Source organism: Brevundimonas sp. (genome assembly GCF_030704825.1).
Lineage (GTDB): Bacteria > Pseudomonadota > Alphaproteobacteria > Caulobacterales > Caulobacteraceae > Brevundimonas.
Genome location: NZ_JAUYNX010000008.1, coordinates 39,486 through 60,712, shown reverse-complemented (window position 1 = coordinate 60,712; position 21,227 = coordinate 39,486). Strand labels below are relative to the sequence as shown.

23 protein-coding genes are annotated in these 21,227 nt (G+C 69.0%); 10 read left to right on the top strand and 13 right to left on the bottom strand.

What is annotated here, in order from left to right; all coding sequences use genetic code 11:
- Window positions 1–34: 34 nt before the first annotated feature.
- From Q8Q71_RS03265 to Q8Q71_RS03250, 4 genes are all read right to left on the bottom strand, one after another.
- Complete coding sequence (locus Q8Q71_RS03265; RefSeq protein ID WP_305758208.1) at window positions 35–730, bottom strand: 50S ribosomal protein L25/general stress protein Ctc; 696 nt, start codon at window positions 728–730, stop codon at window positions 35–37.
- Window positions 731–883: 153 nt separating this feature from the next.
- Complete coding sequence (locus tag Q8Q71_RS03260; RefSeq protein WP_305758207.1) at window positions 884–1,984, bottom strand: hypothetical protein; 1,101 nt, start codon at window positions 1,982–1,984, stop codon at window positions 884–886.
- Window positions 1,985–2,118: 134 nt separating this feature from the next.
- On the bottom strand, window positions 2,119–3,294 hold the full coding sequence (locus tag Q8Q71_RS03255) for a hypothetical protein (protein WP_305758206.1): 1,176 nt from the start codon (window positions 3,292–3,294) through the stop codon (window positions 2,119–2,121).
- A gap of 78 nt (window positions 3,295–3,372) precedes the next feature.
- Window positions 3,373–4,308 (bottom strand): ribose-phosphate pyrophosphokinase, encoded by a 936-nt coding sequence (locus Q8Q71_RS03250; RefSeq protein ID WP_305758205.1) that lies wholly within the window; start codon window positions 4,306–4,308, stop codon window positions 3,373–3,375.
- Between the two features lie 220 nt (window positions 4,309–4,528).
- Between Q8Q71_RS03250 and Q8Q71_RS03245 the strand changes: the two genes are divergently transcribed.
- The 4 genes from Q8Q71_RS03245 (at window position 4,529) to recN (ending at window position 7,715) form a co-directional block, all read left to right on the top strand.
- Entirely contained in the window at window positions 4,529–5,374 is an 846-nt protein-coding gene (locus Q8Q71_RS03245) for an outer membrane protein assembly factor BamD (RefSeq protein ID WP_305758204.1), read from the top strand.
- 35 nt (window positions 5,375–5,409) lie between these two features.
- Window positions 5,410–5,694 (top strand): BrnT family toxin, encoded by a 285-nt coding sequence (locus Q8Q71_RS03240; RefSeq protein ID WP_305758203.1) that lies wholly within the window; start codon window positions 5,410–5,412, stop codon window positions 5,692–5,694.
- On the top strand, window positions 5,657–5,953 hold the full coding sequence (locus tag Q8Q71_RS03235; protein WP_305758202.1) for a BrnA antitoxin family protein: 297 nt from the start codon (window positions 5,657–5,659) through the stop codon (window positions 5,951–5,953). Before Q8Q71_RS03240 ends, Q8Q71_RS03235 begins: the two co-directional genes overlap by 38 nt.
- A gap of 61 nt (window positions 5,954–6,014) precedes the next feature.
- The gene (recN, locus tag Q8Q71_RS03230) at window positions 6,015–7,715 is read left to right on the top strand and encodes a DNA repair protein RecN (protein WP_305758201.1); all 1,701 of its coding nucleotides are present in this window, start codon (window positions 6,015–6,017) and stop codon (window positions 7,713–7,715) included.
- A 34-nt stretch (window positions 7,716–7,749) separates the two neighbouring features.
- Here recN and Q8Q71_RS03225 read toward each other — a convergent pair whose 3' ends face one another.
- From Q8Q71_RS03225 to Q8Q71_RS03200, 6 genes are all read right to left on the bottom strand, one after another.
- On the bottom strand, window positions 7,750–9,243 hold the full coding sequence (locus tag Q8Q71_RS03225) for a hypothetical protein (RefSeq protein WP_305758200.1): 1,494 nt from the start codon (window positions 9,241–9,243) through the stop codon (window positions 7,750–7,752).
- A gap of 682 nt (window positions 9,244–9,925) precedes the next feature.
- Window positions 9,926–10,729 carry an inositol monophosphatase family protein gene (locus Q8Q71_RS03220; RefSeq protein WP_305758199.1) on the bottom strand — a complete coding sequence of 268 codons (804 nt, stop codon included), beginning with the start codon at window positions 10,727–10,729 and terminating at the stop codon, window positions 9,926–9,928.
- Window positions 10,730–10,864: 135 nt separating this feature from the next.
- Entirely contained in the window at window positions 10,865–11,431 is a 567-nt protein-coding gene (gene efp, locus Q8Q71_RS03215; RefSeq protein WP_305758198.1) for an elongation factor P, read from the bottom strand.
- 114 nt (window positions 11,432–11,545) lie between these two features.
- On the bottom strand, window positions 11,546–12,091 hold the full coding sequence (locus Q8Q71_RS03210) for a tryptophan-rich sensory protein (RefSeq protein WP_305758197.1): 546 nt from the start codon (window positions 12,089–12,091) through the stop codon (window positions 11,546–11,548).
- A 45-nt stretch (window positions 12,092–12,136) separates the two neighbouring features.
- Window positions 12,137–12,637, bottom strand: coding sequence for a bacterioferritin (bfr, locus tag Q8Q71_RS03205; protein WP_305758196.1), 501 nt, complete (start codon window positions 12,635–12,637; stop codon window positions 12,137–12,139).
- 143 nt (window positions 12,638–12,780) lie between these two features.
- A complete protein-coding gene (locus Q8Q71_RS03200; RefSeq protein WP_055831534.1) occupies window positions 12,781–12,966 on the bottom strand; it encodes a bacterioferritin-associated ferredoxin in 186 nt (61 codons plus the stop codon).
- 124 nt (window positions 12,967–13,090) lie between these two features.
- On the opposite strand from Q8Q71_RS03200, the gene thiE reads away from it, so the two are divergent.
- From thiE to Q8Q71_RS03175, 5 genes are all read left to right on the top strand, one after another.
- Window positions 13,091–13,750 (top strand): thiamine phosphate synthase, encoded by a 660-nt coding sequence (gene thiE, locus Q8Q71_RS03195; RefSeq protein ID WP_305758195.1) that lies wholly within the window; start codon window positions 13,091–13,093, stop codon window positions 13,748–13,750.
- Between the two features lie 73 nt (window positions 13,751–13,823).
- Window positions 13,824–15,509, top strand: coding sequence for a sensor histidine kinase (locus Q8Q71_RS03190; RefSeq protein WP_305758194.1), 1,686 nt, complete (start codon window positions 13,824–13,826; stop codon window positions 15,507–15,509).
- A gap of 93 nt (window positions 15,510–15,602) precedes the next feature.
- Window positions 15,603–17,024 carry a cytochrome ubiquinol oxidase subunit I gene (locus tag Q8Q71_RS03185; protein ID WP_305758193.1) on the top strand — a complete coding sequence of 474 codons (1,422 nt, stop codon included), beginning with the start codon at window positions 15,603–15,605 and terminating at the stop codon, window positions 17,022–17,024.
- Window positions 17,024–18,058: a cytochrome d ubiquinol oxidase subunit II gene (cydB, locus tag Q8Q71_RS03180; protein ID WP_305758192.1), complete on the top strand. Its 1,035-nt coding sequence runs from the start codon at window positions 17,024–17,026 to the stop codon at window positions 18,056–18,058. The genes Q8Q71_RS03185 and cydB overlap by 1 nt, the downstream gene beginning before the upstream one ends.
- Window positions 18,059–18,218: 160 nt before the next feature.
- Window positions 18,219–19,136 (top strand): hypothetical protein, encoded by a 918-nt coding sequence (locus Q8Q71_RS03175; RefSeq protein ID WP_305758191.1) that lies wholly within the window; start codon window positions 18,219–18,221, stop codon window positions 19,134–19,136.
- Window positions 19,137–19,143: 7 nt separating this feature from the next.
- Here the strand turns inward: Q8Q71_RS03175 and Q8Q71_RS03170 are convergent, their stop codons facing one another.
- Window positions 19,144–19,509, bottom strand: a complete 366-nt coding sequence (locus Q8Q71_RS03170) for a YkgJ family cysteine cluster protein (RefSeq protein ID WP_305758190.1) — start codon at window positions 19,507–19,509, stop codon at window positions 19,144–19,146.
- 47 nt (window positions 19,510–19,556) lie between these two features.
- The gene (locus tag Q8Q71_RS03165; RefSeq protein WP_305758189.1) at window positions 19,557–19,892 is read right to left on the bottom strand and encodes a VOC family protein; all 336 of its coding nucleotides are present in this window, start codon (window positions 19,890–19,892) and stop codon (window positions 19,557–19,559) included.
- 98 nt (window positions 19,893–19,990) lie between these two features.
- On the opposite strand from Q8Q71_RS03165, the gene Q8Q71_RS03160 reads away from it, so the two are divergent.
- The gene (locus tag Q8Q71_RS03160) at window positions 19,991–20,152 is read left to right on the top strand and encodes a hypothetical protein (RefSeq protein ID WP_305758188.1); all 162 of its coding nucleotides are present in this window, start codon (window positions 19,991–19,993) and stop codon (window positions 20,150–20,152) included.
- A gap of 44 nt (window positions 20,153–20,196) precedes the next feature.
- On the opposite strand, the gene Q8Q71_RS03155 is transcribed toward Q8Q71_RS03160, so the two are convergent.
- Entirely contained in the window at window positions 20,197–21,180 is a 984-nt protein-coding gene (locus Q8Q71_RS03155; RefSeq protein ID WP_305758187.1) for an alpha/beta hydrolase, read from the bottom strand.
- Window positions 21,181–21,227: the final 47 nt, after the last annotated feature.

Here is a 21,227-nt window from a genome sequence, read left to right as displayed (position 1 = left end):
GGGGCCGTTCCAGTAGCAGTTTGTCGAGAGGCGATCAGCCCTCGTCGGCAGCTTCCGTGGCGGCTTCGCCCTCTTCGGCGGCGGCGGCCTGTTCGGTGGCCTCGACCTCGGCGGCCTCGGCGGCGACCTCGGCGTCGTGGGCCTCGTCGGCGGCGGCCGAGATGGCGGCCGAAGACGTCTTGATCGAGGCGATCACGAAGTCACGGTCGGTGATGGTCGGCTCGACGTCCTTGGTGCCCTTCAGGTCGGTCCAGCGGATGGTGTCGCCCATCTTGTGGCCGGCCAGGTCGACGATCAGGTCTTCCGGGATGTGATCGGCGCGGACCTTCACCTCGACCGAGTGACGGACGATTTCCAGCGAGCCGCCCTGACGGAAGGCTTCGCACTGGTCCTGGTTGATGAAGTGGACCGGGACGTCGATCTTGATCGTCTGCTTCTCGTCGACCCGCATGAGGTCGAAGTGCAGCGGACGGTCGGTGACCGGGTCGAACTGGACATCGCGCGCGATGACCGGCTGCGATTCCTTGCCGTACTTCAGGGTCACCAGGTGGCCCAGCAGCTTGCCGGTGTAGAGCGACTTGCGGAAGTCGCGCTCGTTCACCGAAATGGCCACGGGGGCCTTGTCGCCGCCGTACAGCACGCCCGGGACCATGCCCGCGCGGCGCGCGGCGCGGGCGCCGCCGGTGCCGACGCCATCACGGACGTCCACGTTCAGAATGATCTCGGCCATCGCCTCGCCTCAACAACACAAACGCCGCGCTGACCAGTCAGCCCTCGCGGCGGGGTCTCCGGACCCTGAATTCAAGAGCGCGGGTCATTACACGCCAACCGGCGTCGACGCAACCGCCAGAAGCGTCGACCGGCGCCGGAAGGACGCCGGGGCTCAGCGGCCGCTGTTGAGGGTCGCGGTCGCCGAGGCCGAAACGGCCGCCGCCTCGGCGGCGACCGGGCTCTGGACCGGCGCGGGCTCGGGCGCGCCGCCCGCCACGGCCGTCGCCGGAATCTCGAGCGGAACGGGCGTGATGTTCTGGGCCGTGCAGGTGGCCAGATCGCGGGCCACGTGACGTCCGACGCAGAACATGTCCTCGTAGCTGGGCCGCGAGGCCGCCAGGCACTGGAACAGCATCAGCTTGGACATGTTGAGGCAGAACTCGCTGTTCTGGTCGACGGTCAGGGCCTCGGTATTGGCGCGGGCGTCCTCGCCCCCCGCGCCGAGGGCCGCCAGGGCGGCCAGGGCCAGCGACCGGACCACGGCCGGCGTATAGGGCGGTCCCGCCTGCGCCGGGGCCAGCGACAGGCCCGTGCCCGAGTTGGCCGCGGCGAACAGCCGGGCGGATTCATCGGCGGACGGCAGCATCTGAACGGCCGACAGGGCCTTGGCGCCCTCCAGCCGCGTGGCGCGATCGGCGATATGGGTGGTGGCCCAGCGCCGCCGGGGGTCGTTGCGCTCCTGGATGGTGTAGGCGTCGCCTTCGACGGCCTCGGCGATGACCATCATGGCCGCCGAGTCGCGGCCGATGGTGTCGATGATCAGGCCGGCCGCCGCGTCGGCGCCCGGCAGGGTGGCGGCATAGGCCGGATCGGCCACGATGCGCGCCACGATCTGCTGGCGAATCGCCGGATCGACGGCATAGGTGCGAACGCCCTGGACGAACTCGGGCGACTGAAGCGCCAGGATCGAGCCATAGGCGATCATGCCCCGGGACAGCTGGGCCGGTTCGTAGGCGGCGCCCTTGCGGATGGCGGCCTGGATCGACTCCGCGCTGGTGAAGCCGGCCTGGATGGTGCCGACCTCGCGCATGAAGGTGACATAGATGGAGGCCGCTTCGGCCACGCCCGCGTTTAGATTGACCGCGGGCGGCGGCGGCGGCGGGGGCGGAGGCGCGGGAGCCGGTTCCGGCTCGGGCGTGGCGCACCCGGCCAGCACGGCCGCCGCGGCGAGGGCGGCGAACACGAGGCCCCGACGGAGTTGAACTTCGATCATACCGACCCCCACGCGATCCTCCGGCGCCCCGTCGCCGGGCGCAGAATGACTGACAGTGCCTTATATCGCGACCAAAGAGGTTCGCCGAGTGTTAATCCCGGCCGGGGAAGCGGGCGTCCGGACCGCGGATCCGCTCAGTCCGGTCCGGGCGCGCCCGTGTTCAGTCTCACGGTCGGGGAGACGTCGATCCCGGGCCGGGCGGCCGGCGCCGGCGCTTGGGCGGGCGGGGGCGGGGCCGGCGAGATGACGATGGGCGGCGGGGCGGCGGCGATGGGCGGACCGACCGGGACGAGGTCTGACACCGTCACCACCGCGGCCGGCATGGCGGCGCCGCGCGTGCAGGTCGCCAGGTCGCGCACAATGTGCCGTCCGACGCAGAACATGTCCTCATAGCTGGGCCGCGAGGCGGCCAGACACTGAAACAGGTTGAGCTTCGACATGTTCAGGCAGCGCTGGCCGGTCGGCTCGTTCTGCAGGGCGTCGGTGTTGGCGCGGGCGTTGTCCCCGGCCGCGCCCAGGGCGGCCAGGGCCGCGAGGGCGAGGGCGTTCTCGACGGCGGGCGGATAGGGCGGTCTGCGGGGCCCGCCGGAAACCGGCAATCCCGTTCCGCTGTGGGCGGCGGCGAACAGGCCGGCGGCGTCCGCGGCGGACGGCGTCATGACTTCGGTCGATCGGGCCTTGACGGCCGCCAGCCGGCCTTCGCGATCGGCCACGTGCGCCACGCCCCAGGAGCGGCGCGCGTCGTAGCTCGCCTGCACGGCGTAGGCGTCGTTCTCGACCGCGTCCGCGGCCCGGCCCAGGGCGTCGATGTCGTCGCGCAGCGTGGCGATGATGAGCCCGGCCCCGGCCTCGGCGCCGGGAAGGTACGAGGCGCGGCGCGGATCGGCGACGATGTCGGCGACCAGCTTCTCGCGCGTGGCCTGGTGCGCCGCGTACTGACGAACCCCGGCGACGAACTCGGGCGACTGGAGCGCGAGGATCGAGGCGTAGGCGACCAGGCCGCGCGACAGCTGCTCGGGATTGTAGGCCGATCCGCGGCGCAAGGCGGCCTGGACGGCTTCGGGATCGGCGAATCCGCCCTCGATCGCGGCCATGTCGCGGGTGAAGGCGACATAGACCGACGCCGCCTGGGCCACGCTGTCGTTGAGGGTGATCGGCGGCGGCAGGCGCGCGGCGGCTTCGGCCGCGGCCGCCAGGCGAGCCGCCTCGGCTTCCGCCTCGACATTGTTGTTGGAGGCGCAGCCCGTCAGGACGGCGGCCGCGGCGAGGGCGGCCAGGGAAAGACGGCGGCGCGGGAAAGCCGGATGCATCGGGACTCCTCGGAAAGCCTGTGTGCATCAACCTCGAACTGTGGGCGCCAATACGGCGGACCGGTGACGCGGCGCCTGTCAGTCGAACAGTTTGGAGACCGATTCCTCGTTGGCGATCCGTCGGATAGCCTCTCCGATCAGGGGGGCCACGGAAACCGTGCGGATTTTCCCGCAGGTCAAAACTTCGTGGGGTTGCTCGATGGAGTCGGTGATGACCAGCTCCTTCAACGGACCGTCGGTGACCCGCTGGACCGCCGGACCCGACAGCACGCCATGGCTGATGTAGGCGGAAACCTCGGTCGCGCCCTTGTCCATCAGCGCCTTGGCGGCGTTGACCAGGGTGCCGCCCGAATCGACGATGTCGTCGAACAGGATGCAGCGTCGGCCTTCCACGTCGCCGATGATGTTCATGACCTCGCTCTCGCCGGCGCGGGCGCGGCGCTTGTCGACGATGGCCAGATCGGCGTCCAGTCGGGACGCGAGGGAACGGGCGCGCACCACGCCCCCGACGTCCGGCGAAACGATCATCAGGTCGTCGCCGCGGCGGTAGTGGTCCTTGATGTCCTGGGCCAGCACCGGCGTGGCCACGAGGTTATCCGTCGGTATGTCGAAGAAGCCCTGGATCTGGCCGGCGTGCAGATCCATGGTCAGGACCCGGTGCGCCCCGGCCCGGGTGATCATATTGGCCACCAGCTTGGCCGATATCGGGGTGCGTCCCCCCGTCTTCCGGTCCTGCCGGGCATAGCCGAAATAGGGCATGACGGCCGTGATCCGCTTGGCCGAGGCCCGCACCAGGGCGTCGGTGATGATCAGCAGCTCCATCAGGTTGTCGTTGGCCGGATAGCTGGTCGACTGGATGACGAAGACGTCCTCGCCGCGGACGTTCTCCTCGATCACCGCGAACACCTCGTTGTCGGCGAACCGCTTCACCTGGGCCTTGGTCAGGGGCATGTCGAGATGGGCGGCGATCGCCTGGGACAGGGTCCGGTTGGAGTTGCCAGAGAGCAGCTTCATGTCCGGTCATCCTTTCGCCGTCATCGCCCGGCTGAGAATGCGTCCGCGGCGCTGGCGCGCTACATACCAGCGGACGGCCCGGCCACAAGGCGCGGCGCGCCTTTTTGGCGCTCTTCTTCGCGCATTGGCGTGGGCAGGTTCGCTGGTGTAGAGATCGCGTCTCGTTTTTCGGGGGCGCCGACGGGTCCGCGCCCGTCGGCATTTCAAGTTGAGGTCGTCCTTGCCTGCTTCCAAATTCCGCGCCGGCCTGGTCCTGGCCACCGTGGCTGTTTCGGCCCTGACGATCTCGGCCTGCTCGGGTCGGGGCGAGCGTCCGCGTCTCGCCTACGAGGAACGCCCGGTCGAGGCGCTCTACAACACCGGCTACCAGCGCCTGCAGAGCCAGCGCTGGGCCGACGCCATCGACTATTTCCAGGAGGTCGAGCGCCAGCATCCCTATTCGGAGTGGTCGCGCCGCGCGATCCTGATGCAGATCTACGCCTACTACCAGAACAACAACTACGCCGAGGCCATCGCCGCCTCGGACCGCTTCATCCAGCTGTTCCCCGGCAATCCCAGCGCGCCCTACGCCTTCTACATGAAGGCCCTGTGCAATTTCGAACAGATCACCGACGTGGGCCGCGACCAGGGCTACGCCCAGGCGGCGCTCGATGGGCTGCGCGACGTGCAGCGGCGCTATCCCGGGACCTCCTACGCCACCGACGCCTCGGTCAAGATCGACATGGTCAACGACCAGCTGGCGGGGAAGGAAATGGCCATCGGCCGCTACTACCAGCGCGCCGGCCAGCCGCTGGCGGCGATCAACCGCTACAAGGCCGTGATCGACAACGAAGCCTATCAGCGCACCTCGCACACGCCCGAGGCCCTGTTCCGGCTGGTCGAGGTCAATCTGACGCTGGGCCTGAAGGAAGAGGCGACCCGCAACGGCGCCGTTCTCGGCTTCAACTATCCGGGCAGCCCCTGGTACGCCGAGGCCTACGCCCTGCTGACCGAAGAAGGCCAGCGGCCCGACGTGGCGCCGACCGGAGAGCGCGAGAGCTGGCTGCGCCGGATCATCCCGGGCTGATCGAGTTGACCGCGATCATTTATGTAGCTACATAAATGATCGACTTCGATCCGGAGAAGGACAAGGCGAACATCGCCAAACACGGGGTGTCGCTGAGCCGCGCCGCGGACTTCGTTCTCGAGGAGTCGTTGATCGAAGCGGACGACCGGTTCGATTACCGGGAGCGGCGGTGGATCGCCTACGGGGATCTGGACGGCAGACTCTATGTGCTGGTCTTCGTGGTCCGGGACGACATGACCCGCGTGATAAGCCTGCGAAAGGCCAACGAACGGGAGAGACGGCATGTCGAACAGCAAAGGCGTCTCGGAGGCGCCCGTTGAATATCTGGTCGATCCCGACGACGCGCCCGAGCTGACGGCGGAGCGCGCCGCACGGCTGAGTCCGGCCAGGGAGGTCCTCCCCGAGCATGTGCTGGCCCAATTCAAGCGGTCGCCAGGCCGTCCGCGTTCGTCTTCTCCGAAGAAGCAGATGACGCTTCGTATCGACGAGGAAGTCGTGGAGTATTTCAAGGCCGGGGGCAGCGGATGGCAATCACGGATCAATGCGGCCCTGCGACGGGCCGCGGGCTTCTCGGATTGACCGGCGATCCTTCGGCGCCGACGCGCGCTACACTCACCGCAATGTCGAATCGCCGCCCTTCATGCTGACCGCCCTGTCCATCCGCGACATCGTGCTGGTCGATGCCTTGGACCTCGAGGTCGACGGCGGCCTGACCGTGCTGACCGGCGAGACCGGGGCCGGCAAGTCGATCATCCTCGACGCCCTCGGCCTGGCCCTGGGCGCCCGCGCCGACGCCGGCCTGGTGCGCAGCGGCGCCAAACAGGCCTCGGCCACCGCCGTCTTCACCGCCCCCGACGACCCCGCCCTGATCGCCCTGATCGGCGAGCGGGGTTTCGAGGTGGCGCCGGGCGAGGAGCTGATCCTGCGCCGCACCCTGGCCGCCGACGGCCGCAGCCGGGCGTTCGTCAACGACCAGCCGGCGGGGGTGACGGCCCTGCGCGAGATCGGCCAGGCCCTGGTCGAGGTGCATGGCCAGCATGAGACCGTCGGCCTGCTGGACTGGAAGACCCACCGCGCCCTGCTCGACGCCTACGGCGGCCTGCAGCCCCAGCTGGACGGCGTGGCCGGCGCGGCCGAGCGGCTGAAGACGGCCGAGCGGGCCGTCGCCGACCTGAAAGCCGCCGCCGCCGACGCCGCGGCCCACGCCGAGGAACTGACCCACAATCTGGCCGAACTCGACGCGCTGGACCCCCGCGCCGACGAGGAGACCGAGCTGGCGGGCGAACGCGCCATCCTCGGCGCGGCCGAGAAGGCCATCGCCGATCTGGCCGACGCGAAATCGTCGCTCGGCGGCGACAAGCTGTCCCAGAAACTGTCGGCGGCCCTGCGCGCGGTCGAGCATGCGCGCCAGCGGGCGGGGCAGGCGGGCACGGATCCCGAACACCCGCTGCTGCAGAAACTGACCGCCGCCGCCGAGGCCATCGACCGCACCATGGTCGAGGCGGAAGAGGCCATCGCCTGCGTCGACGCCGCCGCCAACGCCTTCGACTTCGAGCCCGGCCGGCTCGACAAGGCGGAAGAACGGCTGTTCGCCCTGCGCGCCGCCGCCCGCAAGCTGAATACGTCGGTCGACAGCCTTCCGGTCCTGCGCGTCCGCTTCCGCGAGCAGTTGCGGCTGATCGAGGACGGGGCCGAGGCCATCAGCGTCGCCGAACGCGCCGCCTCGGCCGCGCGCGAAGCCTATGACGTCGCCGCCATGCTGCTGACCTCGGCGCGCGAGGCCGCCGCCGAGCGGCTGACGGCGTCGGTCATGACCGAGCTGGGACCGCTGAAACTGGACCGCGCCCGCTTCCGCGTCGCCTTCGAGCCGGTGACCGAGGGCCGTCGCGGGCCGCTGGGCGTCGAGACCGTTCGCTTCGAGATCGCCACCAACGCCGGGACCGCCTTCGGCCCGCTGGACGCCATCGCCTCGGGCGGCGAACTGGCCCGCTTCGCCCTCGCCATGAAGGCGGCCCTGGCCGGCCGCGAGGACCAGCGCCAGCCGGTGATGATCTTCGACGAGGTCGACCAGGGCGTCGGCGGGGCCGTGGCCTCCGCCGTCGGCGCGCGTCTGCAACGGCTGTCGAACGGGGCCCAGGTTCTGGTCGTGACCCACAGCCCCCAGGTCGCGGCGCGGGGCCACGCCCACTGGAAGGTGCGCAAGGCCGACGCCGCCGGGATGACCACGACGACGGTGGATGCGCTGGACGACGGGGCGCGTCAGGAAGAGATCGCGCGGATGCTGTCGGGGGCCGTCGTCACCGACGAGGCGCGGGCGGCGGCGCGGTCGCTGATCGGGTGAGGGGCCGTCCTTCTTGACGAGGAGCGCCGCGCGATTAGTCCGGAGTGTTGAGGATCAGAGTGCCGACGCCGTTGCCTTGGGGATGGTAGCTTAAAATCGACTTGTCGCTCTCGTCGGCGCGGTCTCTGACCCACTGTACTTCGCTGGCCACCAAGGATTCGGTCGCCTCCGAGGCTCTGATGGCGGTACCTCGCAGAAGTTTTGGGGACACGGTTGTGAAATCACAGGATTGCTCTTGGCGAACAGACGACGTGACTGCGCGCTCGATTACGGAGACGATGAAGTAGTCCCCAACCTGGGACACCCATGGGAAGAGGATATGGGTCGCTCGTTCCATCCCGACCATCAACTCGGTCTCGTTGACGATGCGAATCGCCATCGCATCCGGCTTCAGTAGCGAAGCGAACCGGCTGTGCTTATCGAGCCCGCTGAAGAAGGTTTCCATCGATACTCTCAGGTCGGCAGGGCGACGCTCGGGTGAAACGGCCCGCGAGAGGGCGCGGATGGCTTCGACGGCCTCTGGCCATTTATCGTCGTCGGGGCGCTCGCCTTTGAAGACCATGTTCGAGGCTGGCAGGGAGCCCCGCTCCGTCCAGACTTCAAGGTCGAGCGTCGAGCCGTCCATCCAGGAGCGGAAGACGGCGTCACGCTCCAGATCGTCGAGCGATCGGGGCGCGGAGAGCGGGGCTGACCAGTCACCGCGGACTTCACCCGCACCGGAAACGACCAACTCCAGCGGTCCGGCGGCTACCCTAATCCGTCGGCTGGTGACCGGAAGCCAATCCATCGCAGTCGTGAACAGCCCGCCCGGCCAGTGAAGTTCTTCCCCTGTATCCCGGCGCCGGAGCGTGAGAACACAACGGGTGGACGGCTTGATATCCACGGACAAGCGGCCAGGTCCAGTCTTTCTGGTGGGGCCGTCGATCCCAAATCGTACCTCGGTGGTGGCAAAGGATTGAATCGGCAGATCGGACCGAAGCCCGAGCATCAAGTCCTCAAGGTCGGTTTCGCCATGGCCGTCGGCCAACACCAACTGCCCGCGCCCCCAGCCCGCCTCGTAACCGAGACTGTCGGCCAAGGTTTTCTTCTTTTGTGCGTAGTTCGATCCTTCCCGACCGATCACATCAAGGATTGCCTCCGCCAGCTGCTCATCCACCCGTTCCATTGCTTTGAAGATAATGGGTAGGTTCGTCCGGTGGAGGGGACGACCCTCACTCGCCGTCTCTCGGGCCGCCCGGAGTGCCTGCGCCATGTCCGTTGCCCAGATGTGACGGAGATAGAGTGCTTCGGGCTTCTTGGGTCCAGTGGGATAGGTCGCAAGTACGACGAAGCAGGGCGTCGTATCATTGGCGAACTTCAATGCATTCGAGAGTTTCACGCGGGTGGAAGTGCGCCGGGACTGGGTGGACTTCACTTGGATCAGGCAGCGAGTCAGGGGCGGATCGAGATCCGGGAAGGCCGTGTCGATTCTCGGGGGAAACTCGACCAACAAATCCCAGCCGTGATCATCTTCGGTGACATCCTGCACGCTCGCACCCAGCGCGCGGCAGAGCCTAGCGACCTCGCCTTGGGCGTTTCGGTCCGGGCGCGGACGGAGACTCATGACCGTGGGTTCGGACGCGGGAATCGTTGGTGCATGGGACCAGCCTAGACCTGACGGCCGTGCCTAAGAAGTAGCGCCCGGGCTCAACCGCTGCAGCGCGCGGTAACTTGAGGGAGTCAGGACCCGGTGAACGTCTGCGACGGATGGAGACTCTCGCCCCCTCCGACCCGCCCTTTTGGGGACAATAATCCGCTACTCCCGACCCTCCGACGCGCGCCGTCGTCGCTCCGGATTCGCCCTGCGACCGTTTCTGACGCGGGCCTGTGCATAATAGCCAAATGCCCGCCGGGCCTGGTCTTTGACACTGTCGAACCCGTCGCCGCCACCGCCCAGGGGCCGACGAACCGTCCTCAGCGGGCAATGCCTGTTCCGCAGGAAATGCCGTCCCACATTTTTTCGCGGGACTACGAGACTCTCTGCCCTCGAACGGCGCCCGCTGCTGCGCGTCCTTCTCCCCTTGCGGGAGAAGGTGGCCCGCGAAGCGGGTCGGATGAGGGGTCTCCCGGATCTGCGCTCATCGGCGGCTCGTTCACGGCATGGAGCGGCGTGACCCCTCATCCGTCAGCCTTCGGCCGCCACCTTCTCCCGCAAGGGGAGAAGGAAGAAATTAGCCCCGCAGCACCTTCAGCAACTGCGGATGCAGCTCCGAGTTCGTCGCCAGGATCTGCCCGCCCGTCTCCGGACGGCCTTCGCCGTCGATGGTGGTGACCACCCCGCCCGCCTCGGTGACGAACAGGATGCCCGCCGCCACGTCCCAGGGCTGGAGGTTGCGCTCGTAATAGGCGTCGTACCGCCCCGCCGCGACCCAGGCGAAGTCCAGCGCCGCCGAGCCGAGGCGGCGGATGCCGGCGACCCGCTGGCCGATGGCGTGAATGTCCTTGATGGCCTGGGCGTGGCCGGTCTTGCCGATGAAGGGCAGGCCGGTGGCGATCAGGCTTTCCGACAGGTCGCGGCGGCCGGCGACCCGGATGCGCTGGTCGTTCAGATAGCAGCCCTTGCCCTTCTCGGCCCAGAACAGCTCGTTCATGACGGGGTTGTAGGTCACCCCGGCCACGATCTCCGACGTCCCGTCCGGCGCGGTGCGCTGCAGGCCCACCGTGATGGCGAAATGCGGCATGGCGTGCATGAAGTTGGTGGTGCCGTCGATCGGGTCGACGATCCACAGGTGGGACTTGTCGGTCCCCTCCATCATGCCGCGCTCCTCGCCCAGGAAGCCGTAGCCGGGGCGGGCCTTCATCAGCAGTTCGTACAGGGTGTCCTCGGCCTTGATGTCGGCGGCGGTGACGAAGTCGCCCGGACCCTTGCGGGACACCTGCAGCTGGGCGACCTCGCCGAAGTCGCGCAGCATGGGCCGCGCGGTCTTGCGGACCGCGTCGATCATCACGGAAACGAGGGCTGAGGCGAGGGCCATGGGGGAAGCTCCTGGTCCGAAGGTCCTCAAAAGGCGGAAGCGCCCGGACAGTCGGAGAAGTTCAAGGGGGTAGGGCTTAGGGCTTAGGGCCTAGCAGTGAGGCGACTAAGCCCTAAGCCCTACTCACTAAGACCTCTATTCAGCGCGCCGGACGTATTCGCCGGTCGTGGTGTCGACGATGATGCGCTCGCCGACGCCCATGTAGGGCGGGATCATGATGCGGACGCCGTTGTTGGCGATGGCGGGCTTGTAGGACGACGAGGCGGTCTGGCCCTTCACCGTGGGCTCGGTCTCGACGACTTCCAGGGTGACCTGGTCGGGCAGGGTCAGGCCGATCGGACGGTCCTCGTGCATTTCGATGACGACCTTCATGCCGTCCTGGAGATAGGCGACGCGGTCCTCGCCGACCCAGTCCTTCTGCAGCTCGGTCTGCTCGTAGGTGGCGTCGTCCATGAACACCAGGGCGTCGCCCTGCTCGTACAGGAACGAGAAGTCCTTCTGCTCCAGCGTGACGCGCTCGACCTTGTCTTCCGAGCGGAAGCGTTCGTTGAGCTTGTTGCCCGTTTCGAGGTTCTTGGCCTCGACGTTAGCGAAGGCGCCGCCCTTGCCCGGCTTGACGTGGCTGGCCTTGGTCACGACCCACAGGCCCTTGTTGTGCTCAAGGACCATGCCGGGCTTGATGGTGTTGCCGTTGATTTTCATGGGGTCTCGGAAGGATGGAGGGCGCCGCATCGGATGCCGACGCGCGCGAGAACGGGCGCAGTCCCTAGAGGAAGCCGCGTCATCCGGCAAGGCGCGGGCTCGGGCGCGGGTCTGTCAGTGCACCGTCGGCCGGTGCTCCGCCCTGTCCTGGACTATGTTGGCCAGGTGCACCGAGCCGCCGGTCGGGGCGGCCAGCTTGCCGGCCCGGGCGTCCAGCTTGCGCGCCTCGTGGGCGAAGGCGGCGGCCAGCCCCGCCGAGGACATGGCGGCGGCGATCTGCAGGCTGCGGCTGGCGGGGCGCATGGCGATCCAGACGGCGTTCAGCGCCTGGGCCGCGGCCCACAGGCCCATGGCCGTGGTGCGCTCGCGTTGCGGCGGGGCGTTCCACACCCTGACCGCCGACAGGGTGGTGACCGAGAACACGGCCGGCAGGATCAGGCTCAGCGGCCCGCGCGGCCGCTCGGTGATCGGCGCGTCGTCGTCGGCCAGCATCCGCGGGCGGGGACGGATGGCGCCGCGGGCGAAGATCGTCGCCGCCAGGGCGAAGCCGACGGTCACGGCGACGCCCAGGACGACATGGCCGGGATGGCGGCCGTCGGCGTTGAGGAAATCGGTCGCCGCATCGCGCGCATCGTCGAGGGCGTCTTCGATCGTGGTCATTGCGGCTCCCTCCAGTAGCGGGAGCGGAATGAACGGGCCCGCCGGTCAGTTCCCCGTCGCGCTCCTGTCCGGGGCGATCTCGGTCATGGCGGACTGGAGATAGTTTTGCTCGCCCAGCTGCTCGATCAGCTTGTGCTGGGCCTCGAGGAAGTCGATGTGCTCCTCGGTGTCGTTCAGGATGCGCATCAGCAGGTCGCGGCTGACGTAGTCCCGGGCCGCCTCGCACTGGGCGACGCCCGCCAGCAGCGTATCCCGTCCCCCCAGCTCCAGCTGCAGGTCGGCGCCCAGGCATTCGAAGGCGTTCTCGCCGATCTTGAGCTTGTGCAGATCCTGCAGATTGGGCAGGCCGTCGAGGAACAGCACCCGCTTGATCAGCATGTCGGCGTGTTTCATCTCGCCGATCGATTCGTCGTAGATGATCTGGCCGAGATGCTTCAGGCCCCAGGCCTCGAACATCCGGGCATGCAGGAAATACTGGTTCACCGCCGTCAGTTCGTTGGTGAGCACCGCGTTGAGCGTGCGGATGATCGCGGGATCGCCCTTCATGGTTCAGCTCCTGCCGACGACCGGCGATGAGTCGCCGTTCCGGACAGTGCTCATAACACGGCGGGGGGGCTTGTGTTCATTTACGAACACCTATCGCGGACATTGAAATTGCGAGTAAAAATCGCCCGCAACTGGAGCGATGATTATTCGGCGGCCATGGCGAAGGTTTCGCGGCTGTCCTGGATCATCTCGCGCATTTCGCAAACGCACCGGGCGCACTGGACGGCGCACTGGTTGCGGGCGAAGACGTCGCGCGGTCGCGTCGCGCCCGCCTCGATGGCGGCGGCGACGTCACGCTTGCGAAGGCCATTGCAGTTGCAGACGTACACGAAGGCGGACCCGACTGGTTGCGAATGGTTCGCTATAGCAGAGCGGCCGTGGCGAATGCAAGTCGTTCGCATTCCGTATCATTCCGGTGTTGACGGCGGACGCCGGGCGCCCCAGGCCCGCCGGATGGCCAGAGAACCCGTCATCACCCCGCGCCCCCCCTGCCGGCTGTATCTGATCACCCCACCGACGATTTCCGATCCGGCGGCCTTCGCCCGCGATCTGGAGGCGGCGCTCGACGCTGGCGACGTGGCGGCGCTGCAGATCCGGCTCAAGGGCGCCGACGACGCGACGGTCCTGGCGACGGTCGCGGCGCTGAGGCCCGTGGCGCAGGCCCGGGGCGTGGCGGTCATTCTCAACGACCGGCCTGATCTGGCGGCCCCGTCGGGCTGCGACGGCGTGCATCTGGGGCAGTCCGACGCGTCCGTCGCCGAAGCGCGGAGCCTGATGGGCCGGGACGCCATGATCGGCGTCACCTGCCACGACAGCCGCGAACTGGCCATGGAAGCGGCCGAGGCCGGAGCCGACTATGTCGCCTTCGGCGCCTTCTTCCCGACCGCGACCAAGGCGACGGCCCACCGGCCCGATCCGGAGATCCTGACCATCTGGCAAGAGACGGTCGAAATCCCCTGCGTCGCCATCGGCGGGATCACGGCCGCGACGGCGGGCGGCCTCGCCCGCGCCGGAGCCGATTTCGTGGCCGTCAGCGCCGCCGTCTGGAATCATCCCGGCGGGCCGGGCGCGGCCGTGCGGGAACTGGCGGCCGCGCTCGCTCCCACGGCGTGACCTTCAGGGGATATTAGGAAGCGCGGGACTAGGTAACCGGAAGACAAACGCCCGTCCGGACCCGAAGATGACCATGAGCCGCGCGCTCGATCCCCTGGAGCCGACTTCTGGCGCTCTCAAGCCATCGAAGGCGGTCGCCAGGAAGTTGACGTCGGCCGGGCCGGCGCTGACGGGGCTCGGCCAGCCCATCGCGCCGGTCTTCGCCGCCATGGCGGTCATGGTGCTGGTGGTGCTGGCCATCACCTACGCCCGGTCCGCGGACGCCGTGGCCGCCCTGTGGGGAGCAGGCGGCCTGGCCGTCGCGGTCTGGCTCAGGACCTCTCGCGGCGCCCTCTACGATCTGTCTTTCGGCGGCCTGATCGCCACGGGTTTCGCGGCCGGCAATCTGCTGGCCGGGAATTCGCTCGAGCTGACGGCGATGTTCACCGTCGCCAACATGCTGGACGTGTTCGTCGCGGTCTTGCTGGCGCGACGGTTCGCGCCGACCCTGAACCTCGCCTCGGTCCAGGGCGCCTGCCGTTTTCTGTTGAGCGCGGCCGTCATCGCTCCCATTCCGGCCGCCGCCTTCGCTGGCGGAATGCTGTGGTGGATGAACGGAGCGGACTTTCTCGACACGGCCCGGACCTGGTGGTTCGGCCACACGCTCAGCGTGGCCGTGATCGGCAGTTTCGGCCTGGCGGTGACGCGGCGCGAAGTCGCGCGCCTTCGCGCCCCGGCCAGGACGGCCGAAGCCGTGGTCCTGCTCGGCGGACTGACCGCCTTGTCGGTCCTGGTCTTCACCCGGACCGCCATTCCGGCGGGGTTCCTCATCATCCCGGTCCTGCTGTTGATCGCCGTGCGGCTGCGCATGATCGGCGTCACGGCCGCGCTCGTGATCGTCACGATCCTCGCCGTGGGCGGAAGCATGGGCGGCTATGGCCCCTACGGCATGTTCGAAGGCCCGGACCGGGCCATGATGGCCCAGCTTCTGGTCCTGTTCGGCTACCTGCCCATGCTGCTGGTCGCCGCCCTCCTGGAGGAACGCGACCGGCTGTCGGACCGGGCCAAGGCGGGCCAGGTTCGCGCCGAGCGAGCCTCTGAGGCCAAGTCCCGCCTGCTCGCCAACGTCGCCCACGAGATCAAGAGCCCGGTCGGAGGCGTGATCGGCATCGGCGAACTGTGGAAGGCCGGGCAGCTTGGGCCGGTCTCGTCGACCCAGGCCGAAATGGCCGACATGCTGGTCAAGACCGCGCGTCAGGTCGAGGCGCTGGCGCATGACCTGCTGGACGTGGCCCGGGCCGAGTCCGGCGCGGTCAAGGTCGAGTTGCGCCCCACCGACGTCCCCGGCGTGCTGGAAGACGTCCGCCGGACCACCGCCCTTCGTCCCGACGCCCAGGGCATGCGGCTGGATGTGGTCGCCGAGGGCGACGGCCTGGTAGCATTGGCCGACTCCCAGCGCCTGACCCAGGTCATCGCCAACCTGGCTTCCAACGCCGTCAAATACGGCGGCGAAGGCGGGGTGGTCCTCTTCCGCGCGAGCAAGATTTACGACGGCGTGCGGATCGAGGTGATCGATCGGGGCGCGGGCCTGTCGCCCGAAAAGCAGACCCAGCTGTTCGAGCCCTTCAACCGGCTTGGCCTCGAGCGCTCGACCGTCGAGGGCCATGGCATCGGCCTGGCCCTGGCCAAGCGCCTGGTCGAGCTTCAGGGCGGCTCCATCGGCGTGATCTCCACGCCGGGCGAGGGCGCGACCTTCTGGATCGAACTGCCGGCGGCCTGATCGCGGCGTTCCGCCGCGCGGCGGATGGCGCATCGACACTCAACGAACCCGGGCGCATGTTTCAGCCGCCGGGATCAGTGAGGATGGAACGCCGTGGAATTCGACGCGCTTCTGCTGTCGCGACTGCAGTTCGCCTTCACCATCGCCTTTCACATCCTGTTTCCCGCCTTCACCATTGGCCTGGCGGCCTTTCTGGCCGTGCTCGAGGGCCTGTGGCTCTGGACCCGTCGCGACGCCTTCAAGGTGCTGTACCTGTTCTGGGTCAAGATCTTCGCCCTCAGCTTCGGCATGGGCGTCGTCTCCGGCGTGGTGCTCAGTTACCAGTTCGGCACCAACTGGTCGGAATTCATCCGCCTGACCGGGGGCGTCATCGGTCCGTTGCTGGCCTATGAGGTGCTGACCGCCTTCTTTCTCGAGGCGTCCTTCCTGGGCGTCATGCTGTTCGGCTGGAAAAAGGTCGGGCCGCGCCTGCATTTCCTCGCCACCGTGCTGGTGGCGGTCGGCACCACGGTGTCGGCCTTCTGGATCCTGTCGGCCAACAGCTGGATGCAGACGCCGCAAGGCTTCGAGATCATGGCCGACGGTACGCTCCGGGCGACCGACTACATGGCGGTCATCTTCAATCCCAGCCTGCCGACCCGGCTGGCGCACATGCTGCTGGCGGCCTTCCTGACGACCGGCCTGGTGGTCGGGGCGGCCTCGGCCTACCGGGTGCTGAAGGAACGGGCGAAGGGCGCCGTCGAGGGCTGGACCGAGAGCCGGATCGCCCTGGTCATGGCGGTGAGTCTGGTCGCCGTGCTCTCGCCCCTGCAACTCGTCGCCGGGCATCTGTCCGGCGAAGCGACCCATAAATACCAGCCTGCCAAGACCGCGGCGATCGAGGGCTATTGGGAAACCCGGGCTGACCAGCCTCTGCACCTGTTCGGCATCCCCGATCGGAAGGCGCAGAGAAACCATCTCCAGGTTTCCATTCCCGGGTTCGGCAACGTCGTTCAGAATCTGCCCCGGGACGAGGTCATCCAGGGTCTCGACGCCTGGCCCCGCGAAGACCAGCCGCCGCCCTTCATCCCCTTTTTCGGCTTCCGCATCATGGTCGGGCTGGGCCTGCTGATGATCGTCCTCGGGACGTCGGGCGCGGTCCTTGTCTGGCGGCGCAAACTGTTCGAGACGCCGTGGTTCCTCCGGTTCTGCGTGGTCATGGGGCCGTCCGGCTTTATCGCCGTGCTCGCCGGCTGGATGGTCACGGAGGTCGGACGCCAGCCGTGGGTGGTGCAGGGGGTGCTGAGGACGCGCGACGCGGTTTCTCCGGTCACCGCGAGCGAGGTGGCGACCAGCCTGATCGCCTATGTCGTGGTCTATGCCATCGTCTTCACGGCGGGGGCCCTGTTCATCCTGCGCCTCATGGCCGAGGGGCCCGCCGCCGCCGCGGCCGAGCCCGCGCCGCGTCAGGACCGGGCGCCCGGATCGCCACTAGCCAAGGCGCCCCGGGACACGACGCCGGAGGAGGGCGCGTGATGCTGGACCTGCCGCTGATCTGGGCCGGGCTGATCGCTACGGCCGTCCTGCTCTACGTCATGCTCGACGGTTTCGATCTGGGCGTCGGCATCCTGTTCCCCTTCGCCCGGTCGAAGGATGAGCGGGACGTGATGATGAACACCATCGCCCCCGTCTGGGACGGTAACGAAACCTGGCTGGTGCTGGGCGGCGGCGGCCTGCTGGCGGCGTTTCCGCTGGCCTATTCGGTGCTGATGCCGGCGCTCTATCTGCCGGTGCTGCTGATGCTGGCCGGGCTGATCCTGCGCGGTGTGGCGTTCGAGTTCCGCTTCCGCGCGCGCGACCGCGGCCGCAAATTCTGGACCCAGATGTTCGCCGGCGGCTCGATCCTGACGGCCGTGGCCCAGGGACTGATCCTCGGCGGCTTCATCCAGGGCGTGACCGTCGAGGACGGGCGTTTCGCCGGAGGGCCGTTCGACTGGCTGACGCCCTATACCCTGCTGGTCGCGGCGGGCATCGTGGCCGGATACGCCCTGCTGGGCGGGACGTGGTTGATGATGAAGACCCGCGACAACCTGCATGGGGACGCAAGGCGCTGGACGCTGGTCAGCGCGGCGGCCGTCGGAGCCCTGCTCGCCGGGGTCAGTCTGGCGACCCTGTTCGTTCATCCGCGCATCGCCCTGCGCTGGGGTTTCGACCTGTCGGACAGCTTCGTCCCGCACTGGCCGACGCTGGCGCCGCTTCTGGCCATTCCGGCGCTCGGCCTGGCCGGCCTTTGGCTGGTCGTCGGCATGGCCCGCCGGGGCTCGCACCGCTGGCCGTTCGCGGGAGCGCTTCTGCTGTTTCTGTCCGGCTATCTCGGGCTGGCGGCTAGCTTCATGCCCTATATCGTGCCCTACGCCATCGACTTCCGCCAAGCCGCCGCGCCGGACAACGCCCTTGGGCTGATGCTGGCCGGGACCGCCGTCATCCTGCCGGCGATCCTGGGTTATACGGCCTGGGTCTACTGGGTCTTCCGGGGCAAGATCGACGCGGAGGCGGGCTATCATCATTGAGCCGGTCCCGCCGCCCGGACCTGAAGAGCCTCGCGGTCCGCTCTGGAAGCGGCTGGCCTGGTTCGCGGGGTTGGCCGTCGCCGCGTCGGGGGTGACGGCGGCGGTCGCCTATGTCCTCAGGGCCTTGCCGTTCGCTGGCTGAAGGGGGAAAGTTCGGCCCATGAAAACCGCTGCCCCCTCCGCCCCCGCCGCCCTTGTGGCCCTGCTGCTCGCCGGAGCGGCCCAAGCCCAGAGCACCTCGCCCCAGACCCCGCCGGCCGCGCCCGCCTCGCCGGGCAGCGCCGTGACCTTCGACCTGAACAGCGGTCCGCCGGTTCCGGCATCCTATCTGGCGCCCGCGCCCGTTCCGGTCGAGGCCCCCCGACCCTCCGTCCCGACCGCGCCTCCGTCGGAGACGGTTCGCCCGGCGTCGACTGTCGCGCCAGCCCCGGTCCCGACGCCGGCTCCCGCCCCCCGAGCCGCCGCGCCGGCTCCCAGCTCCACCGCCCCGGCTCCGGTTGCACCGTCGGCCGCCCCGCCGTCCCGAGCCGTTCCGGCCGCGGCCGATCTCGCGCCCTTGCCGCGACCGAACCCGGTCGCCCCGCCTGCCGCGGCTCCCTCGCGCCCGACGGCGCCACCGGCCGCGGTTCCCGCCGTCGCCCGGCCCGTCGAGACGCCGGTCCCGGCTCCCGCTCCGGCCGCCGAAGCCGCGCCCCCGCCGGCCGCCCCGGGCGTCACCGTCCTCGACAGCGCCGCCCGCGCGGCCCTGCCGTTCACCGCCGACCTGCCGTCGGGCTTCGAGATTGTGACCGGTCGCCCCGGCCCCGACTTCCGCATCTATACGATCCGGGGCGGCGGCCGGTCGTTCGTCATGATCTATGCCGGACCGGCGTCGCAGTTTCCGATCTACAGCGGCCAGATGGTCGAGGCCGGCGGACGCGCCTCCGTCGTGTCCACCGAGGACGGCGTGCGCCACGCCATGGAGCACCTCTTCCAACGGCCCGACGCGCCGCGCGAGATCCACGTCTGGACCATGAGCCTGGACGGCGCCGACCGCGCCCTGGCCGAGCGAATCGCCCAGTCGGTGGACGTCCGCTGACCGCGCTTCAGGCCCGGCGCACCGCGGTGTCGGGATCGCCCAGCCGCACGCCCCGACGGCCGGCGAACACCAGAACCTCCTGTCCCGGCGCTGCCGCCCACCGCCGCAACGTCGCCTGATAGGGTTCACGTCGCCAGTCGTGCGGGCGCGCCGCGTCGCACTCTACCACCAGCCGGGCGCCGCCCTGTTCGCTGTGCAGCACGAAGCCCGCCGTGGTCGGCTTCCAGCTGTCGTCCAGCGCCTCGGTCAGCAGCCACAGGCAATTGAACACGCGGCAGTCGTCCGGACGGTCGTCATAGATGGCGCAGCCGCCCGTCCTGCCGAAATGCCGGCACCATTTGCCCGCCGGCTTGTCCAGCGCGGTCACGCCCATCAGCTTGCAGCACAGGCCGCAGTCGCCGCAGCTTTTGCCGATGACGGTCAGGTCTCGGACCAGACGGCCAGTTCGTTTCCGGCGGGATCGCGGAAATGGAACCGCCGGCCGCCGGGGAAGGCGAAGATCGGCTTGACGATCACGCCTCCGGCCGCCTCGACCTTTGCGGCCACGGCCTCGAGATCGCGGGCGAACAGGACGGGCAGGGGCTTGTCCGACACGGCGTCGCCGTCGAAGCCGCCACCGAGCCCCTCGTCGAAGGCCGCGTAGGTCGGTCCATAATCCTGGAAGGCCCAGCCGAACGCCGCGCCGTAGAAGGCCTTCACCGCGCCGAGGTCGCCGCCCGGTAGTTCGAGATAATCCAGCTTTCCGTCTTCACGCATGGGTGATGCTCCGTACGGATCGCCATCCGCAAACGGACTTGCCATGCGGTCGGGTTCCGCGCAAATCTGCAAACGATTCGCAATGTCAGGAGGTGACGATGATCGTGCTGACCGCCGGTCCGGCGTCTCTGGTCCGTCTCATGCGCCGCGACGGGGCCTCGCGAGCGCTGGCAACGTCGCGGCCGGACGATCCCCACGATGAGGGCGGCCAGACCCCCGGCGGGTTCCAGCCGGCCCGGGATGTTTGGCCGTCGCGCTGAGGCCATGGCGTTCCCGGGGGCTGTCCCCGGGATGGGCGTGAGGATCAGGTGGAGCCGATCCAGCCATGGCGCGCCGCCCAGGCCAGGACCAGTCGCGGCCAGGCGGCGGCTGGCCGGCCTTGGATCAGGCGGACCCCGAAGCCATGGCCGCCCTCCTGGAACAGATGTGCCTCGGCCGGGATTCCGGCCGCGCGCAGGGTCGCCAGCAGCAGCAGGCTGTTTTCGACCGGGACCGCCCCGTCGTCGATCGCATGCAGCAGGAAGGTCGGCGGCCGGCCGGTCCAGTCCATCCGCTCCAGCGAATAACGGTCGATCGCCTGCGGCGTGGGCGCCGGCCCCAGCAATTCGTGCCGCGATCCGGCATGGACATGGGGATCCGCCATGGTCGCCACCGGGTACATCAGAACGCTCAGGTCGGGGCGGTGGGAGGCGGCATCGGCTTCGTCAACGGCGGCGTAGGTCGCATCGGATCGCGCCGTCAGCATCCCCGCCAGATGGCCGCCCGCCGACGCACCGAGCACGGCGACGCGCATGGGGTCCAGCCCGTCGGCCGTCGCCCGCGACCGGATCAGCCGCAGCGCGCGTTGGGCGTCCTGCAGCGGCGTATCGGGTCCCGCGGCCCAGCCATCGCCGGGCAGGCGGTAGCGCAGCACGAAACAGGTGATCCCCGCCGCAGTGAACACCCGGGCGCAGTCCATCCCCTCCTTGTCGACCACCGCCCATTTGTATCCGCCGCCGGGTATCAGCAGCAGGGAGGCGCCATTCGGTCGATCAGGCCTCAGCACGGTCAGGATCGGGTCGGTGGTGTAGCGGGCGAAGCGGTCATGGAAGGCGGGGTCGGTCGATCGCTCGACGACCTGCGGCGTGACCGTGACACCCTCCCCGCCGGGCGCCGGGCCGGGCCACAGCCGGATCGTCTCGGCCGGGTCGGGCGGCGCGATCTGAGACACCGGTGTCATGGCGATAGCAGGGCGGGTCGTCACGGCCAGGGCGGCGAGGCCCAGGGCGGTTCGGCGATTGAGGGTCATGGGGCTCTCCTGAGGCCGAGGCTAGGCCATGGAAGCGGATTTCGACA

Bases quoted from the DNA above. Each gene is read 5' to 3' on its own strand.
- Q8Q71_RS03170 (WP_305758190.1), bottom strand. From the start codon at position 19,509: ATGGGCGTGACCGCGCTGGACAAGCCGGCGGGCAAATGGTGCCGGCAT.
- Q8Q71_RS03175 (WP_305758191.1), top strand. From the start codon at position 18,219: ATGAAAACCGCTGCCCCCTCCGCCCCCGCCGCCCTTGTGGCCCTGCTG.
- Q8Q71_RS03160 (WP_305758188.1), top strand. From the start codon at position 19,991: ATGATCGTGCTGACCGCCGGTCCGGCGTCTCTGGTCCGTCTCATGCGC.
- Q8Q71_RS03155 (WP_305758187.1), bottom strand. From the start codon at position 21,180: ATGACCCTCAATCGCCGAACCGCCCTGGGCCTCGCCGCCCTGGCCGTG.
- Q8Q71_RS03240 (WP_305758203.1), top strand. From the start codon at position 5,410: ATGATCGACTTCGATCCGGAGAAGGACAAGGCGAACATCGCCAAACAC.
- Q8Q71_RS03265 (WP_305758208.1), bottom strand. From the start codon at position 730: ATGGCCGAGATCATTCTGAACGTGGACGTCCGTGATGGCGTCGGCACC.
- Q8Q71_RS03210 (WP_305758197.1), bottom strand. From the start codon at position 12,091: ATGACCACGATCGAAGACGCCCTCGACGATGCGCGCGATGCGGCGACC.
- Q8Q71_RS03260 (WP_305758207.1), bottom strand. From the start codon at position 1,984: ATGATCGAAGTTCAACTCCGTCGGGGCCTCGTGTTCGCCGCCCTCGCC.
- thiE (WP_305758195.1), top strand. From the start codon at position 13,091: ATGGCCAGAGAACCCGTCATCACCCCGCGCCCCCCCTGCCGGCTGTAT.
- efp (WP_305758198.1), bottom strand. From the start codon at position 11,431: ATGAAAATCAACGGCAACACCATCAAGCCCGGCATGGTCCTTGAGCAC.
- cydB (WP_305758192.1), top strand. From the start codon at position 17,024: ATGCTGGACCTGCCGCTGATCTGGGCCGGGCTGATCGCTACGGCCGTC.
- Q8Q71_RS03220 (WP_305758199.1), bottom strand. From the start codon at position 10,729: ATGGCCCTCGCCTCAGCCCTCGTTTCCGTGATGATCGACGCGGTCCGC.
- Q8Q71_RS03255 (WP_305758206.1), bottom strand. From the start codon at position 3,294: ATGCATCCGGCTTTCCCGCGCCGCCGTCTTTCCCTGGCCGCCCTCGCC.
- Q8Q71_RS03190 (WP_305758194.1), top strand. From the start codon at position 13,824: ATGAGCCGCGCGCTCGATCCCCTGGAGCCGACTTCTGGCGCTCTCAAG.
- Q8Q71_RS03165 (WP_305758189.1), bottom strand. From the start codon at position 19,892: ATGCGTGAAGACGGAAAGCTGGATTATCTCGAACTACCGGGCGGCGAC.
- recN (WP_305758201.1), top strand. From the start codon at position 6,015: ATGCTGACCGCCCTGTCCATCCGCGACATCGTGCTGGTCGATGCCTTG.
- bfr (WP_305758196.1), bottom strand. From the start codon at position 12,637: ATGAAGGGCGATCCCGCGATCATCCGCACGCTCAACGCGGTGCTCACC.
- Q8Q71_RS03250 (WP_305758205.1), bottom strand. From the start codon at position 4,308: ATGAAGCTGCTCTCTGGCAACTCCAACCGGACCCTGTCCCAGGCGATC.
- Q8Q71_RS03235 (WP_305758202.1), top strand. From the start codon at position 5,657: ATGTCGAACAGCAAAGGCGTCTCGGAGGCGCCCGTTGAATATCTGGTC.